General features: G+C 62.0%; 12 protein-coding genes and 1 pseudogene. 3 read left to right on the forward strand and 10 right to left on the reverse strand.

The annotated features are described in order from the left end of the window. Positions 1-25: 25 nt before the first annotated feature. The 10 genes from HHL25_RS19725 to HHL25_RS19770 all read right to left on the reverse strand — a co-directional run bounded on the left by HHL25_RS19725 (position 26) and on the right by HHL25_RS19770 (position 12,316). Positions 26-5,125 carry a helicase-related protein gene (locus tag HHL25_RS19725; RefSeq protein WP_169594815.1) on the reverse strand — a complete coding sequence of 1,700 codons (5,100 nt, stop codon included), beginning with the start codon at positions 5,123-5,125 and terminating at the stop codon, positions 26-28. A gap of 144 nt (positions 5,126-5,269) precedes the next feature. Further along, the gene (locus tag HHL25_RS19730; protein WP_169594817.1) at positions 5,270-5,875 is read right to left on the reverse strand and encodes a DUF1419 domain-containing protein; all 606 of its coding nucleotides are present in this window, start codon (positions 5,873-5,875) and stop codon (positions 5,270-5,272) included. 64 nt (positions 5,876-5,939) lie between these two features. Then, complete coding sequence (locus HHL25_RS19735; RefSeq protein WP_169594819.1) at positions 5,940-6,971, reverse strand: DUF3991 and TOPRIM domain-containing protein; 1,032 nt, start codon at positions 6,969-6,971, stop codon at positions 5,940-5,942. Positions 6,972-7,162: 191 nt separating this feature from the next. Further along, on the reverse strand, positions 7,163-7,333 hold the full coding sequence (locus tag HHL25_RS19740; protein WP_169594822.1) for a hypothetical protein: 171 nt from the start codon (positions 7,331-7,333) through the stop codon (positions 7,163-7,165). Positions 7,334-7,660: 327 nt separating this feature from the next. Next, positions 7,661-7,861 (reverse strand): hypothetical protein, encoded by a 201-nt coding sequence (locus HHL25_RS19745; RefSeq protein ID WP_169594824.1) that lies wholly within the window; start codon positions 7,859-7,861, stop codon positions 7,661-7,663. 100 nt (positions 7,862-7,961) lie between these two features. Next, the gene (locus tag HHL25_RS19750) at positions 7,962-8,663 is read right to left on the reverse strand and encodes an ATP-binding cassette domain-containing protein (RefSeq protein WP_169594826.1); all 702 of its coding nucleotides are present in this window, start codon (positions 8,661-8,663) and stop codon (positions 7,962-7,964) included. 9 nt (positions 8,664-8,672) lie between these two features. Next, positions 8,673-9,845, reverse strand: a complete 1,173-nt coding sequence (locus tag HHL25_RS19755; RefSeq protein ID WP_169594828.1) for an FtsX-like permease family protein — start codon at positions 9,843-9,845, stop codon at positions 8,673-8,675. Next, positions 9,842-11,056, reverse strand: a complete 1,215-nt coding sequence (locus HHL25_RS19760; RefSeq protein WP_169594830.1) for an HlyD family efflux transporter periplasmic adaptor subunit — start codon at positions 11,054-11,056, stop codon at positions 9,842-9,844. Before HHL25_RS19760 ends, HHL25_RS19755 begins: the two co-directional genes overlap by 4 nt. Positions 11,057-11,242: 186 nt before the next feature. Further along, positions 11,243-11,734, reverse strand: coding sequence for a cytochrome b (locus HHL25_RS19765; protein ID WP_169594832.1), 492 nt, complete (start codon positions 11,732-11,734; stop codon positions 11,243-11,245). 60 nt (positions 11,735-11,794) lie between these two features. After that, the gene (locus HHL25_RS19770; protein WP_169594834.1) at positions 11,795-12,316 is read right to left on the reverse strand and encodes an EF-hand domain-containing protein; all 522 of its coding nucleotides are present in this window, start codon (positions 12,314-12,316) and stop codon (positions 11,795-11,797) included. A gap of 173 nt (positions 12,317-12,489) precedes the next feature. Between HHL25_RS19770 and HHL25_RS19775 the strand changes: the two genes are divergently transcribed. The 3 genes and pseudogenes from HHL25_RS19775 to HHL25_RS23430 form a co-directional block, all read left to right on the forward strand. After that, positions 12,490-13,215, forward strand: coding sequence for a response regulator (locus HHL25_RS19775; protein WP_169594835.1), 726 nt, complete (start codon positions 12,490-12,492; stop codon positions 13,213-13,215). Continuing rightward, positions 13,215-14,618: an ATP-binding protein gene (locus HHL25_RS19780; protein ID WP_246701907.1), complete on the forward strand. Its 1,404-nt coding sequence runs from the start codon at positions 13,215-13,217 to the stop codon at positions 14,616-14,618. The genes HHL25_RS19775 and HHL25_RS19780 overlap by 1 nt, the downstream gene beginning before the upstream one ends. A gap of 366 nt (positions 14,619-14,984) precedes the next feature. Continuing rightward, positions 14,985-15,188, forward strand: a pseudogene (locus HHL25_RS23430) (transposase); the annotation flags it as partial. Positions 15,189-15,213 lie beyond the last annotated feature (25 nt).

Consider the following 15,213-nt stretch of genomic DNA (forward strand, 5'->3'; position numbering starts at 1 on the left):
ACGGGCGCCCGCTCGAACAGCGGAGCTAGGCGGCTGCCTTCTGCGTTGCGTTATCGTCAGGGGCTGATTGCGCCAGCGCCTCCTCGACCTCCCGCAACTGCCGGCGCTTCTCGGCAAGCTCGTCCGCAAATGCAAACGCGCCGCCGTCCCGCGAGCGATACGAAGCAAGACGCTTGTGCGCGTCTTGCAATCGATAGCGATAGCGTTCCCGCTCGTTTTCAAAACCATCCAGCGCGTTTTCGAGGCGGGAGATGGCGCCAAGTGGCGTTACGGTTACCGCCAAATCGACCTCGTAATCCGCTCCGGTGCGCTGGAGGAGGGTCGTGTAACGATATCCATCGTCCCTACCGAACCGCTCGCCGGAATAGATGAGATCGAAGCCTCCGATCGAGGCGATGACGCTCTCGTCTTCCTGCTGGAGCTGAACGAGAGTGAGGATTTCCTTCATCAGGGCGCGACCGGCGGCCTTCCGCTCGTCGAAAGGCTCGCCGACGACGCTCATGGCGAAGGCGTCGGCCGTGGTCGGGACAAGGCGTTCCATATCCTTGCCGATTTCCGCAATCCGCCGCTCCGAGGTCCCGATATCGCGTTCCGCGTCACGGATCTGCCGCCGCACGGCATACTGATCGTCGTCATGGGCGGCGCGCAGCCGTTCGAGACGGGCAATGTCCGCCTCGAGCCCCGCCTTCTGCATCAGACGTTCGTCACCGCTCGCAATCGCCTTGGCCATGGCGAACTGGTTTGCAGCCCCTTCGCCGAGGTCTTCAAGCCGTCGGATCGAGGTATCGCCGGAGAGTGCCGCGGCAATGAAGCGGGCCTTGCGTTCGTTGTTCTGCCACATCGCAGCGTCGAGCGAGCCCTGGGTGGCATAGGCGAAGATATCGACCTCATCATGCTGATTGCCCTGGCGCACGAGCCGGCCCTCGCGCTGTTCGATCTGCGAGGGCAGCCAGGGGACGTCGAGATGATGCAGCGCCTTCAGGCGAAGCTGCGCATTGACGCCGGTCCCCATTGTGTCCGACGAGCCGATCAGGAAGCGGATCTTGCCGGCGCGGACGTCGGCGAAGAGGCGCTGCTTCGCCTCGGTCTTCTTGTAGTCCTGCATAAAGGCGATTTCGGATGCCGGAACACCCATGCGGATCAGTTCATCCCGGATCCAGCGGTAAGCGGAAAATCCTCTGCTCTTTTCGACGTTGATGGTGCCGAGATCGGAGAAGATCATCTGCGCCGCGCCGGCTAGATCAAAGGGCTTGCCGTCCGGTCGCACAAACGTGTTTTGCGACGTCTCCTGCCAAATTCGGAAGGCGTTCTGGACGAGCAGGTTGAGCTTATTGTCCGGCTCGTTGTCATTGTCCGCGTCGACCAGGCGGAGATCGATGGCGGCATGGCGACCGTCGGTGATGACGGAGAGCAGGATGTCGTCGCCGGGCTTTGCCGGCCCCTCGCGCATCTCGATCGCCTTGATGCGGGCATCGAGGATCATCTGGTAATTCTTGAAGGCCTGGGTCGGCTTGGCCGTCAGGATGTGCCGACGGCCGGTCGAGATCTCGGGCACCTTGACGTATCTGCGGAGATCCCCGGGCATCACCACGTCGGCGAAGGACCGGAACATCGCGATCAGTTCCGGCACGTTGACGAATGAGGCGAAGCGGCTGACCGGCTTGTATTTGCCTGATGGTTGGATCTCCAGTTCCGTCGTCGTGTCACCGAAGGTCGAGGCCCACGCGTCGAATTCATGCAGCCCGCGTTCGGCCAGCGCCGCGTGCCCAAGCAGACGTTGGACCGAGAACATCTCGCCGAGCGTGTTGGTAATCGGCGTACCGGACGCGAGAACCAAAGCCCGGCCGGGGTTCTTCGTCTCGATGAAGCGGGACTTGACGTAGAGGTCCCAGGCGCGCTGCGAACCGTTCGGATCGATGCCTTTCAAGGTCGACATGTTGGTGGCGAAGGAAAGCTTGCGGAATTCCTGCGCCTCATCGACGATAATCTGGTCGACGCCGATTTCGGAAATGGTCAACAGGTCGTCTTTGCGGGTGGACAGCGCCTCGAGCCGTTCCTTGAGGCCTTCCTTGAGCCGCTCGAGACGCTTGCGGGAGACACGGTCCTCGCTGTCGACCTTGGTCAGCAGTTCCTCATAGAGCTGCAGTTCATCCTGGACCATCTGTTGCTCGAAATTCGACGGCACGGCGATAAACCGGAATGCCGAGTGGGTGATGATGATTGCATCCCAGGTCGCGGTCGCCGCCCGCGACAGGAAACGAGCGCGTTTGTCCTTGGTGAAGTTGGTCTCGTCGGCGACAAGAATGCGGGCGTTCGGATAGAGGGCGAGAAACTCGCGGGCGGCCTGGGCGAGGCAATGGCCCGGAACCACCAGCATCGCCTTGGCGATCAGCCCGAGCCGGCGCTGCTCCATGATCGCGGCCGCCATCGTCATCGTCTTGCCGGCGCCGACGGCGTGCGCGAGATAGGTCGAGCCGGACGAGATGATGCGCCAGATGCCACGCTTCTGGTGGCCGTAAAGAACCAAGGCGCCGGAGGCGCCGGGGAGTTTCAGATGTGAACCATCGAACTTTCTTGGCGCGATGTTGTTGAAGCGATCGTTATAGACCCGCGCCAGACGGTCGGTGCGATCGGGGTCGGTCCACACCCAGTTCTGGAAGGCCGTCTTGACCTTCTGCAGCTTGTCGCGGGCGGCTTCCGTGTCGACGACGTTCAGCACCCGCCGCTCCCCGTCCGCATCCTTGAAGACGTCGAAGATCTGCGGCACGCGGCTGTTTAGCGCATCGGCGAGCAATTCGCCGGCGTGGCGGCGGTCGGTGCCCCATTCGGATGTGCCGGCAGCCGTCCATCCAAGTTGTCGCGCCTCGACTGTCCATGAACCGAGTTCCGGCATGTGATAGATCCTGATCTCGGCGCCCATCGTCTCGTGGATGAAGTCGACGATGTCTGCGGCCGGAATCCAGGGTGCGCCCAGCCGGGCGGTGATATCAGACGGGCGGAGATCAGCCGGCTGCACCGCCTGAAGCGCACGGACATTGCGCTCATAAGCGGGATCGAGCTCGGCCGCAGCTGCCGCGGCAGCAAGTTTGGTGCGCACCGCCCCGGAGAGATAAGCATCGGAGGTTTGCCAGGACCCGTCGGCCGGATCGCGAAAGATCGCGTCACCGAGCGCGTCGAGCGCCGCCTTCGTGTCGCAATGCAGAAGTTCCGCGATATGATCGAGGTCGATGCGTCCGCGGTCGTTGAGGACGACGGCCAAGGCATCGGCGGCGGAGGTGATGGCGGGCGGGTTAGGGGGCGCGATGACGCGTTCGGAGAAAATCGGCCCGGGCCTGGCGGTGTCGGTTTCGAGGTCATAATCCTCGATGGAGGCGACCAGCCAGCAATCGGGGTCATCGCGGAAGGGCATAAGGTTCGGCTGGCGATGGGTCTCACGAACCTCGCCCGTCGTCTCATCCTCGATGATCGACACCGTGGTGTGGTTGATTGGGCCGAAATCGCGCACAAAGCTCGACCAGGCGATGCGCAGCCGCACTTGGCAGTCCCGCCACGGCCGGTCCAGTTCCTGGGCCTTCAGGACGTCGCGCACGGCATCGCGGATCGGGATCAGTTTGCGAATGATTCGGACGTGTTTTTCCGAAATTCCCTCGCCGCTGCGGGCCTTGCGCACTTGAACCGGAACCGGCTCGCCGTCGACGACCTGCATGAGACCATGTCTGACGTCGACAAAATAGCTGCCTTCGCGCACCTTGGCATTGTCGGACCTGAGATCCACGATCTCGGCAAGCTCATCTTCCAGATCGATGTCGATGGCGATCGGCTCGCCGTCATAAAGGTCTTCCGGAAGAAGCGCGACGGCTGCCGTCAGCGCCGCATCTAGTTCCTCGCCGGTGCGTGACCGGCACGTATAGGTCTCCCCGAAGGGACCGGAAGTCAGGGCATGATCGCCGAGCACGAACTCCGGATGCTGCGCGAACCACCTGTTCACGCGGATCGCGCCCTCGTCCTCGGCAGCCGGCCGGACTTCCTCCAGGTCGAGCCACGAAAGGTCACCTTCCGGTTCACCTGGTTTGCGCTTGCGGAAGAAGAGGATGTCGACCACGACGTCGGTCCCTGCGTCGCGCCGAAAACTGCCTTCGGGCAGTCGGATCGCGGCAATCAGGTCGGCGGACTTGGCGATATGCTCGCGGGCAGTGCCATCCACCTTGTCCATGGTGCCGGCGCTGGTGACGAAGGCGGCCAGGGCACCGGGTTTCAGGAGATCGATCGATCGGGCGATGAAGTAATCGTGCAGCCGAAGACCAAGCGAACGATATTGCCGGTCGGAGCGAACCGTCCGATCAGAAAAAGGCGGGTTGCCGATTGCAAGATCGTAGATCGCATTGAGGTCGGTACGCGCGAAATCCCCGTTGATGATGCGCGCCCTCGGCTGCAGCAGGCGCGCGATGCGGGCCGTGACGGGATCGAGCTCGATGCCGGTGACGTAGCTCAGTTCGCGATACTGTTTCGGCATCAGCGCCGGAAACAGGCCCGTTCCGATCCCCGGCTCCAGCACGCGACCGCCGCGCCAGCCAAGGCGCTGCAATCCCTTCCAGATTGCCCGGATAATGAATTCGGGGGTGAAGTGGGCATATTGGGTGCAACGGGCAAGGGACGCATATTCGCCATCGCTGACCGCTGTTTCCAGTGAGCTACCGAGATCGTCCCAACCCGTTCGGAAATCGGTTTCTCCCGGCCGCCGGAACATGCCATTCGTAAGCTCGCCGGCGCCGAAACCAGTGAAGCGGATCAGCCTCGCCTGCGCGGCCGGGGTCGCCGGCAGGTTCATCTTCTCGATTTCATTGGCGGTGAGGATGGCCGCGACATTGATGCGTGCCCGCTCCTTCCAGGTCGCGGCGAGATCGCGGTCGCCGTCGTCGAGATAGAAGTTGGCGCGCTGCCCTTGCTTTCGCGGGACCGGCCGGTTGGTCGCCGGCAGAGCCCGCGCCGGCGCAGGAGAGGGCGGGGTCGGGTCGGGCTCGTCGTCGTTGGCGGCAAAACCGCCGAACGCGGTGACGCCAAGACCAAGTCCTGATGACAAAGCGCTGCTGCCAAACATATCAAGGGAGAAGGGATCGGTGCTCATCGAAAGCTCCTTGTGAGCGAGCGTCATCGATCTGCCGCAAGCGACAGTCAGGAACGCGAAGGGGTGGAGGGGCCGCCTGCCTGGGCTGCGCGGCTATCGTGGGCCGAGCGCGATTGCTTCGCGCACGGATGCAATCGGAAACTCTCAAGCCGCGATCGGCGAGGGGAGGTGGCGCAGTTGTACTGGCAGCTTGGCGGCGATCTCGTCGTCGCTGAGGTCTTCCAGCAGCTTCAGAACAGTGCCGCCTTTACCGCCGTAGAGCATCACCGTGCACTTGCCGCGTGAGGCCTCTGGCCAGCGCTCGCCCGCATAGCCGCGATAGTCGTCCGCCGTACTGCTCCAGATGTGCTCGAGGCGTTCCGCGCGCGTCATGGCCCGGACCGGGCGGCTCTCGCGCTCGATGATCGCAAGGCGCATGGTCTCGACGGACGCTTTATCGGAAAGGTCGCAATAGCCGTGAAAATAGCGGATCGCCTCGTCGATCCGGAGAGCGAAGAACACGGATGTCACCGAGCCGGTCAGGAACTCGCGCATTGCGAACATCGAACCGCGGATCCAGAGCGGCGGCAGGATTTCGAACATATAGTCGTGCTCGGCCCCGCCGATCTCGAACCATTCGCCAGCGTAGAGCGGCATTGCTTCGTCTTCCCAGCGGTCGGGCCTCTGGAGATGACGGTCGAACATGCGGAACATCTGCGCTCGGCTTGCGACGCCCTGGAAGACTTTTCGGATTGCGGGAGAGGGGTTCATCTGCAGCTCCTTCGGAGGTTTCGGACCGAAGCGCGGCACTGTCCTCTCGACCTTGCCGTCCTCTTCAGTCCTTCATGACCCCTTTGCTGCCGCCGGCATCGCGACCGTTCGGGTCAAGGGCCGGCTCCGCCGGGCGAAGCCTCCCTTGACGCGGGCGGCGCGCATGCGGCACGCCTTCTCCTTCCATCCTTTTCCTCTTTTCCTTTCCTCTGATCTTCAGGACCTCGTTCCAATCCTCCTCGGGCGACCGAAGTCGCGTCCAGTCGCAATCTGCATCGTCGGCAAGCGTCCGCAGCCGTTCGGCAAACATGTCGCCCTGCGGATTGGCGTCCGTTGCAGCAACCATCTGGACACCAGGCTTGGCCGCCAACGCCCGCAACGCTGCCTCAGCGGTCGGCGACCATCCACCGCCTGTGCTGAGATAAAGCGTACCCTCACGCAAACCTTCGATCGCCGCGAGGCTCATGGCATCGATTGCGGCTTCCGTGACAGCCAGACGCAATGCGCTGTCCAAACCGAAACGGAAAAGAACCTTCATTCCTCCGGATGCAAAACCCCGGTATTGCGGACCGCGCGCCTCCCAACCGGTCAATACCCCGGCATGGTCTCTATGCGCCGCCCACATGCTTCCTTGCGGACCTTCCCGCAGAAGGTCCGCTTTGATCGCCGTTTTGAGCACAAAGGCAGGCAGGCAACGCTCGGCATTGAGGTAGCGCCATGTCGCCGAACCGGGCCAGGGACGGCGGCGAGCCTGCCAACGATCGGGAAGCGAGAGGTAACCTCTCTCGCCATCCTTTGCCGGTTGCCACTCCGGCTCCGTGATCTGAAACCCGACCAGACCCGCGACCCGCTCGGCCCCCTCGAGAAAACCAACCCGATCGAGATGCTCGACGAGCCGGAACACATCGCCTTTCGCGTCGGACAAAGGATCAAACCACCCGCGCCCCTCATATGTGACGATGATGATGTCGCCGCCACGGCGGAACTTGACCGCCCGCCGTGTGCTTTCCTTCGCGTCTATCGCAAACCCGGCATGCTCAAGCACCGCCGCACAGCTGACCTGCTCGCGCAGCGCTTCTATCTCTCTTCTCTCCATTTTTCTTCCGATCGCGAGAGCGATCGCCTCTGATTTATCAGCTTTAGCAATTCGCCGCTTCAGCGGCCGCGAAGAGCAAAGGCCGCAAGGGCGCGGCTGGCAATTTGGTGAATCATGCAATGTCGGCCGCGGCGCAGCCTCCCTTGCGGCCTGCCGCTCGCAAGCGGCAAGCCGAAGGCCATGCCGTCGACTCAATGCCAAGGCGTGTATTCGTGGACGATCTCAAGATCGTCGTCGGCGTCGATCTCGTCGGAAGGAAGGACGCCGTATTCGCCGTCAACCGCGAAGAGGGTGACCGGGACCATCAGGTCACGGGAGAGCTGGAAGGCGTGGGACTGAGCGAGAGAGAGATCGTGCGACATTTGAGAGTCTCCTTCGGGAGCGGGCCAATTCCCGCTCGATGGCTCCTCAAAAGGCACGGGGTCCGGGCGCGATCACCGCGACGCGAAGCGGAAGCGGCCGCAGCTTGGCTAGCGGACCCTTTATGGGTTGATCGTGGAAGATCCGGCACCGGGCCAGGACGCCATCAAAAGAGAGCGGGATTGGCTTGCTTCCGTTTGGGAACCAAAATTTTCCGCACGATTTATTGTCCTTGGTACCAAGTCCTCACCTTCGCTCAGCGGCCGATCACGCGGTGTCTTCGAACCAGCGGGTAAGTTGCTGGCCTCCCGCTGGGTTATGCTCACTGCTCAATGTCGATCGGAATGAGACCCGTTCGCCTTCAAAATGGCGTCCTCGACTGACGTCGCATCGAGCATGACGACCGCACGTTCCAGGCAAAGCTCGATCTCGGTGACGCTTTTTCCCTCCAACAGGGCGGTTTCGGCGTGGGTTTTGCCCAGAAGCACCCAGCGCAGGCACCTCATCTCGAGTGGTGGCAGCATTTTCATATGTAACTCGGTTTATGTTACGTTATAACATATCGCATAAGACTATTTATGGAACATTCCGAGGTCGTTGGGATACCTCGACTCTCGTGTTCCATTGATTCTAACTCTTTGCTCGCTCCTCAATCTTGACGATGCGGCCATCCTCCAGCGTAAGGATGCGGTCCGCGCGATCGAGGATGCGATTGTCGTGGGTAACGAGTAAGGTCGTGGTACCTCGTGCGGCGGCCATGCGTTTCAGGAGATCGACAACGTCAGCCGCACTTTCCTTGTCCAGGGCCGCAGTGGGCTCGTCGGCGAGAACGAGCGCCGGGCTGGAGACCAGAGCACGGGCTACAGCCACGCGCTGCTTTTGCCCGCCGGATAAATTCGCCGGCAAATAGGTCGTACGGTCCGTCAAGCCTACGAGATCCAGTGCATGTGCGGCCGCGCTTTGCGCCACGCCGTCGGGCACGCCACCATGCACCTGCACCCCCATCATCACGTTCTGCACAGCCGTCAAGCTTTCATGCAGATTGTGGGCCTGGAATATGAAACCCAGACGCCGGCGCAGCGCGACAAGCTGTGTCTGGGGTGCGCCGTTCAGTTCGTGGTCCAGAAGCCGTACCGACCCGTCTTGTACGGCGCGAAGGCAGCCGATCAGTGTGAGGACCGTGGTCTTGCCGGAGCCAGAGGGGCCCATCAACACGGTGAAGCTGCCGCGTTTCAACGCCAGATTCACGTCGAACAGGGCTTGTTTCCGAACCTCGCCGCTGCCGAACCAGTGATTCAGGGCCCGTACTTCAACGATTGTGTCGCTGTCCATGGCAGCCTCCTAGAAGAGATCGGCAGGGTCGGCAGCGGCAAGCCGACGGGTGGCAATGGCGCCGGACAGGGCGGAAAACACGATGGTGCCGAGGAAGACCGTCGCCGCCATCGAGGGTGTCATGCCCAGTGGCAGGGTGGTTATCTTGCCCATGACTGTCAAAATGGTCGTGCCGACAACCAGACCGGGGATAAATCCCATGATCCCCAGCACCAGCGCCTCTTCGAAGACGATGCCTAGAAAGAACTGGGGGCCATAACCCATGGCCTTGAAGGTTGCGTATTCGCGCAGGTGGTCGGCCACGTCGGTGGACAGCACCTGATAGACGATCACGATGCCGACCAGAACGCCTATCAGCACGCCGAAGCCGAAGATGATACCCGTGGGCCGCTTGGTCTGCTGGTAGCGCAGGTCCTCCTGCGCGGCCTGTTCATAACTGCGGATGCGCAGGGATGGATCGGAGATCAGGGATTTCAGGCGCGCGATCACGGCCTCCGTCTGCGCGCCAGGGCGCAGGGTCAAAAGGATATGGTCGGGCGCTGTGGAACTGCGTGTCGGGAACAGCGACAGGAAGGTCTGATCCGAGACCAGCATATAGCCATCGCCACCGAACCCGCCTCCGCCGGCGAAGGTGGCGTAAGCGGTGACAGTACGGCCCTGCGTTTCAAAGGAGAGCGGCGATTGCGGACGGATCGCGGAAGCTTCATCCGTGCTCAGTCCACGGGCCAGCCGGTCGAGTATGGCGGCATCTTGCACCTGCAAGAGGTTCAAATCGCTTGCGATATCGGCGGCCAGGAACTCCTTCTTGACCGGGTCCACGCCAAAGGTCGTCAGACTGATATCCTTCTCGCCCCGGTCCCAGGGAACATTGGCGATCAGGAGACCCATGCCCGTGGAGACATCCGGATCCCCCATCGCCTGCAGCAACCATTGCCTTGCCACGTTGCCGCCATCGGTCAGGGTGCTCGCGTCGCTGGCCGAAATCATGATATCTGCCTGGAAGAAATCATAGGGTCGCAATGTTGCCGCACCCATCGAATTCATGATCCCAAGCTGAACGAAGACCAGCACATTGGCAAAGGCCACCCCGGCCAGTGCCGCCGCAAAGCGGGTGCGGTTATGGGTCAATTGCAGCCAGCCGATCGGCAGCCGCCCGAACAGGCGTTGCAGCAGGTAGCTCATGGATTGACCCGCGCAGTGGTGTCAATGCGGGCTATGACTTCTAGATTCGTGAAGCGTGCGGCAAGTTCAGAGGAGGCCTTGTCCAGCACCACCAGGACCTGGATCACGCGCGCATCCTTGTTTTCCGCGGCGTCGTCCGAAATCAGTCCCTGCCGCCCCACGGTCAACCCGATACTGTCCACCCGGCCTTGCAGCGTGACTCCCAGTGCCGGGGTGGCCAATTCCACTGGCTGGCCAACCAGGACAGTGCTGATACGGTCCTGCCAGATCTCCACCTCGGCCATCATCTGATCCGTGTCGCCCATGTCCATGATGCCATCGGTAGGAGGGCGCTGTCCGGGCGTAACATGGATGTCGAGGATTGTACCGGTGATCGGGGCCACAACCTCGGCGCGCGCAAGATCAAGCTGCGCACGGGCGAGATCTGATCGGGCGGCGTCCACATTCCGGCTCCCCACGATCACGTCGGGCTGTTCGTCGAGCGTCACCGCCGAATAGCGCTTCAACGTCGCCTCGGCGCGTATAACTGAAAGCTTCGCACCCTCCGCCGCCGAGCGGGAGGCATCAAGCGTGGCCTGCGTGCCCACATCGTGCGAAACCAGCTCTTCTGTGCGAGCCAGAGTGGTTGCGGCTTCCGCCGCCGTGGCCACAGCCTGATCAAGTGCTGCTTGTGCCTCTTCGCGGCTTGCCTCTATCGCGGCACGGGTTTGAATGAGGTTTGCTTCGCGCACGGCAAGGTTTGCCTCGGCCGTCAGTACCGCCCCGGCCAGGGCAGAGTGATTGTCGAGCTGCGCCAGCACGGTTCCCTTTGTCACGTGGTCACCCACGGATACGAGAATTTCGGCGACACGCGCATCCCCCGCACCGTAGGGCGCCGCTACAACCGAGACATCGCCACGCGGCATCACCCGCGCCAACCCCACCACATCGGTGGGCAGCAGCGTTTCCGCCATCTTCGGCGGCAGCTCGATCTCGGGTGGCAGAGCAATGGGTGCATCCGAGCCGCCACCGGGTGTAAGGCCCGTCAGCGCGTAGAACTTCTGCAAGCCCGTCGGCTGAAAATACAATCCCAGCACCGCGCCCGAGAACATGAACACCGGAACCAGGAGAACCAGCAGATACCGCTTGCGAAACCAGCGGCGCCGGCGAAACGCCTTTGGATCGGACAGGTTCAGATCAATCGGAAGGCGTTGTTCTTCAGACGCAGACATGGCGGTTCTCTCTTTCTGTCGATGTTAGTATATCGGATTGACGCCCAACCCGATTGAACCCGTCACATCGAGACGTTGTCCAGCATGATGACCCATCGGTGTTCTTGTCCAACCCACTCGCCGAAAGGCTTGTCCTGTCGGCGACGTTTGGCATCCAAACCCGCATGCTCCTACCGGTGATGGCCACTACCTTGCGGGACGAAGCATCCGCACCATCACGTTGTTTTTCAGGACAATGCGGTGGAAGGGAATGGCCAGGACATGCAGAGCGACAAGCGCCAGAAGCACGACCTTAAAGATGTTGTGGACCTGTGCGGCAATGGTCAGATCGGCGAACCACGCCAATGCGCCCGAGACGGACATGATCGCCAGTACCACATAGAAGGCCCAGTGGGCGACATGGCTCAGCACCTTTAGCGGCGCGGGTTCATTCTCGGGCGGTGGTGGCGCACCATGCGTCAGACGCAGAGCCAGACGCCACAGGATGAAGACGAGGATCAGCCCGCCGCCCGCGACATGGGCCGGGATCAGTGGGTCGAAGGCATAGTCCGTGCCCTGCCGGATCGCATCCCACGCGGAGGCGATGGAGTCCTTGAAGATATATTGGCCGGCGACCAGCAGGGCGACGATCCAGTGAAGCGCGATCTGCGCTCCGGAATAACCTGTGGGATGTGTCATGGCTCTGTCCCCTTGAATGATTGGGCGGGCGCCTTTCAGCACCCGCTATTCTCTGTCGAATTACGGTTTGGTCGGGGTTTCGGCATTGATGTCAGTCAAGCGTCCCATCCGGGCCATCATCTTCACGGGAAAGGTGATTTCCTCGGCGCTGATTTCCTTGTTGCCATCATCGTCGAGCATGGCGAAGGGGCGTGCGGCCATGCCTTTGGTTACCTCGGAAAAGAGTGCGGCAAATTCCGCCTCGGACAGGGCACCGCTGTTGTCGGCATCATGGGTGGCGAGCAAGGCGGATACACCGGCCTCGCCTTCCGCAGCCGTGACCTTGCCGTCCTTGTCGGCGTCGAAGGCCTGGAAGACCGGATTTTCGGCCAAGCCGTTGATACCCATCGGCCCATGGCCGGCGCGCTGGCCCATCCGGCCGGGTCCCCATCCCGCACCATCGCCGCTCTGCATCATCATGCCCGGCGCATGGCCTCCCATCATGCTCCAGGGACCGCCGCCCGCGATGGCCGGAATGGCAGCGCCGCCAATGACCGCGGCGGCGGCGATGGCACCAAGAGTTAGGATCGTCTTGCGTTTCATGGTCTCACCTCTTCGGGTCTGTGTTTCGAATGAGACCAGGATGGAGGGGTTTTGTCGCAGAAGGATGCCGGGACGGAGCCTGAATTGTATCGGTCTGTCGCAAGGGCAGGGATTGCGACAGACGGATACGCAAAATTCCTCCCGCTTGCTGCAACGGCAGGCTATGTAAGGGCATGACTGATCTATCGCCCCATATCTTGGTCGTGGACGACCATCGCGAAATCCGCGATGCGGTGACGCGCTATCTGGAAAAGAACGGGATGCGCGCAACCCCTGCCCGTGATGCGGCGGAAATGGACGTGGCTCTGAAGGCCGGACGGTTCGATCTGATCGTTCTCGATGTGATGATGCCGGGCGAGGATGGGCTTTCCGCTGCGCGGCGCGTTTCTGCCAGCGGCGGCCCGCCGATCCTGATGCTCAGCGCCTTGGGCGAGGAGACCGACCGCATCGTCGGTCTGGAAATCGGGGCTGACGACTATCTGGTGAAGCCTTTCAATCCGCGCGAACTCCTGGCGCGGATCAAGTCCATCTTGCGACGTTCTGACCGGCCCGAGCCCCTGGCCGGTACTCTTGGTGGCCGTAAGCTGGCCTTCGCAGGTTGGGTGCTCGACACCGATACCCGCGCCCTCACGCATCAGGACGGACGTGAAGTCAGCCTGACAAGCGCCGAATTCAAGTTGCTGACCATCTTTCTGGAACGCCCGCGCTTCGTGCTGTCGCGCGATCAGCTATTGGACCTTACGTCCGGCCGGGTGGCCGAAGTTTTCGACCGCACCATCGACAACCAGGTCAGCCGTCTGCGCCGCAAGATCGAAGACGATGCGGCAAGCCCCAGGATCATCGCCACGATCCGGGCGGGTGGCTACAGCCTTGCCACCGATGTCCGAGAGGTGAGTTGATGCGGCTTTCCCCTCGCAGCCTGACCGGGCAGTTGGCACTGTTGATCCTGATCGCCTTCCTGGCGGCCCAGTTCATAAGCCTCTGGCTTTTCACGGGTGAACGCGGGACCGCCTTGCAAGCCAGCCTCAGAGTCGAAACCGCCGAGCGAGCGGCGGCAGTCGTAATCGCGCTGGAAGAGGCCGCACCGGACAATCGCCCGGGCATCCTTGCCGCGGCCCGCTCGCATCATGCGCAATTCGATGTCGGCGAGAGCGCGATCAGTTCGAAGGAAATTGGGCTATCTGCGGTTCGATCCAGGGTGACAGATGTGCTGGGAAGCCCGCGCGAGATTCGTGCAGAAGAAGTCGGGATCTCCCCACGCGACGGCCGTCCCATGACACCTCCTGCCGCGCTTGCCTGGTTGCGTGACCGACTGCTGGCCGCAGGCATAGCTCCAACCGAACTTCGCCTGTCCGTGCTGTTGAAGGACGGGTCCTGGCTCAATGTCCGCTCCCGCAACGACCTCCGGGATTTCCAGCTTCCTCCAGCTATCCTCGGCACGATTATGCTCTCGTTGGTGCTGATCATGGCCGCGCTCTGGCTTGGAATGCGGCGGATCACCGGCCCGCTGAGACACCTTGTGCAGGCTGCGGAGGAGATGGGGATCGACGGTCCCGCATTTTCCATGCCGCGGGGCGGACCCGACGAGGTGCGCGCGCTGTCCGACGCGATGGAGCGGATGCAGGCACGCATATCCGGCATGGTTACCGACCGCACGCGAATGCTGGCGGCGCTTGGTCACGACCTTCGCTCGCCCATCACGGCACTGCGTCTGCGTGCGGAGATGGTCGACGATGACGAGACGCGGGAGCGCATCGCGGCGACGTTGGACGAAATGCAGGAAATGGTCGAGTCGACGCTGGCCTATGCCCGTGGCGTCTCGCCTGACCAGCCGATGGAACCGACAGACATTCCGCGACTGCTTTCCGAGCTCGCCTCGGAACTTAGCGAAACCGGTCAGCAGGTGACTCTCGGGACCATGGAACCTGTCACGTTGCCGGTTCGACGGACACCAATGCGGCGCGCCTTGCGCAATCTGATAGAGAATGCGCAGCGTTATGGCGCCGGTGCGGTCATTGGTCTTAGTCGAATGGGAAGCGATGTCGTCATTTACATCGACGATACAGGACCTGGCATACCCGATGCGGAACTCTCCCGCGTCTTTGAGCCGTTTACACGGCTTGAACAATCCCGCTCGCGCGAGACCGGGGGTGTCGGCTTGGGTCTTCCCATAGCCCGGGCCATACTGAACGCCCATGGCGGCTCGGTAGAGCTAAAGAACCGGGAAGAAGGCGGCCTACGGGCGATCGTTACGATGCGAAGCGCAGTCGGTCGCGAGGAATATAGGTCCTGGACACGGTAAGGCAATCGAGTGAGCCCCACTCTGCCATGAGAAGCCACCGATGCTATGTAGAGCGCTCAATTCTAGCGGATCAAGAAACTTTCGCGTTCTCATCGAATACTCGGAAACGCAATAATTGACGCGGCGGCCGCTCACTCGGTTTTGGCTTTCTGCTCTGATCCTCGAAAACTGGTGGGAAAGTGGATGGCTTAGCAGGACCAGACTTCAGCCACCCCCGAGGCAGATCCAGACAATGGCCAAAGTGCCGTCGGACCTGCCGTCATCCTCACTCGCCGGCGCGATCGATCGCCTTGGTATGACCAGGCTGATTGTAAGAGGCCGACCACCGTAGGGCCTGCCGCCGAGGAAGTCGCGGCGGCAGCTCCATTCCGGGCCCATGTCGAGCAGGTTCTCATTCCAACCTTGGCACCGGGCGACATCGTCATCATGGACAATCTGCCCGCAAACAAGGCGGAAGGCGTGCGTCACGCGATCGAAACTGCGGGACGCCGGCTACTTTAGCATCCGCCCTACAGCCCGGACTTCAACCCCATCGAGAAGGCGTTCTACAAGTTCAAAGCTGCCTTAAGAATGTGCCACCTACTTCAGATCGTGC

This window comes from Rhizobium terricola (genome assembly GCF_012927355.1).
GTDB lineage: Bacteria > Pseudomonadota > Alphaproteobacteria > Rhizobiales > Rhizobiaceae > Allorhizobium > Allorhizobium terricola.

What these genes read in the sequence shown, in the direction of transcription:
- HHL25_RS19775 (WP_169594835.1), top strand. Translation starts at nt 12,490, where the DNA reads ATGACTGATCTATCGCCCCATATCTTGGTCGTGGACGACCATCGCGAA.
- HHL25_RS19745 (WP_169594824.1), bottom strand. Translation starts at nt 7,861, where the DNA reads ATGAAAATGCTGCCACCACTCGAGATGAGGTGCCTGCGCTGGGTGCTT.
- HHL25_RS19765 (WP_169594832.1), bottom strand. Translation starts at nt 11,734, where the DNA reads ATGACACATCCCACAGGTTATTCCGGAGCGCAGATCGCGCTTCACTGG.
- HHL25_RS19740 (WP_169594822.1), bottom strand. Translation starts at nt 7,333, where the DNA reads ATGTCGCACGATCTCTCTCTCGCTCAGTCCCACGCCTTCCAGCTCTCC.
- HHL25_RS19780 (WP_246701907.1), top strand. Translation starts at nt 13,215, where the DNA reads ATGCGGCTTTCCCCTCGCAGCCTGACCGGGCAGTTGGCACTGTTGATC.
- HHL25_RS19725 (WP_169594815.1), bottom strand. Translation starts at nt 5,125, where the DNA reads ATGAGCACCGATCCCTTCTCCCTTGATATGTTTGGCAGCAGCGCTTTG.
- HHL25_RS19735 (WP_169594819.1), bottom strand. Translation starts at nt 6,971, where the DNA reads ATGGAGAGAAGAGAGATAGAAGCGCTGCGCGAGCAGGTCAGCTGTGCG.
- HHL25_RS19770 (WP_169594834.1), bottom strand. Translation starts at nt 12,316, where the DNA reads ATGAAACGCAAGACGATCCTAACTCTTGGTGCCATCGCCGCCGCCGCG.
- HHL25_RS19750 (WP_169594826.1), bottom strand. Translation starts at nt 8,663, where the DNA reads ATGGACAGCGACACAATCGTTGAAGTACGGGCCCTGAATCACTGGTTC.
- HHL25_RS19730 (WP_169594817.1), bottom strand. Translation starts at nt 5,875, where the DNA reads ATGAACCCCTCTCCCGCAATCCGAAAAGTCTTCCAGGGCGTCGCAAGC.
- HHL25_RS19755 (WP_169594828.1), bottom strand. Translation starts at nt 9,845, where the DNA reads ATGAGCTACCTGCTGCAACGCCTGTTCGGGCGGCTGCCGATCGGCTGG.
- HHL25_RS19760 (WP_169594830.1), bottom strand. Translation starts at nt 11,056, where the DNA reads ATGTCTGCGTCTGAAGAACAACGCCTTCCGATTGATCTGAACCTGTCC.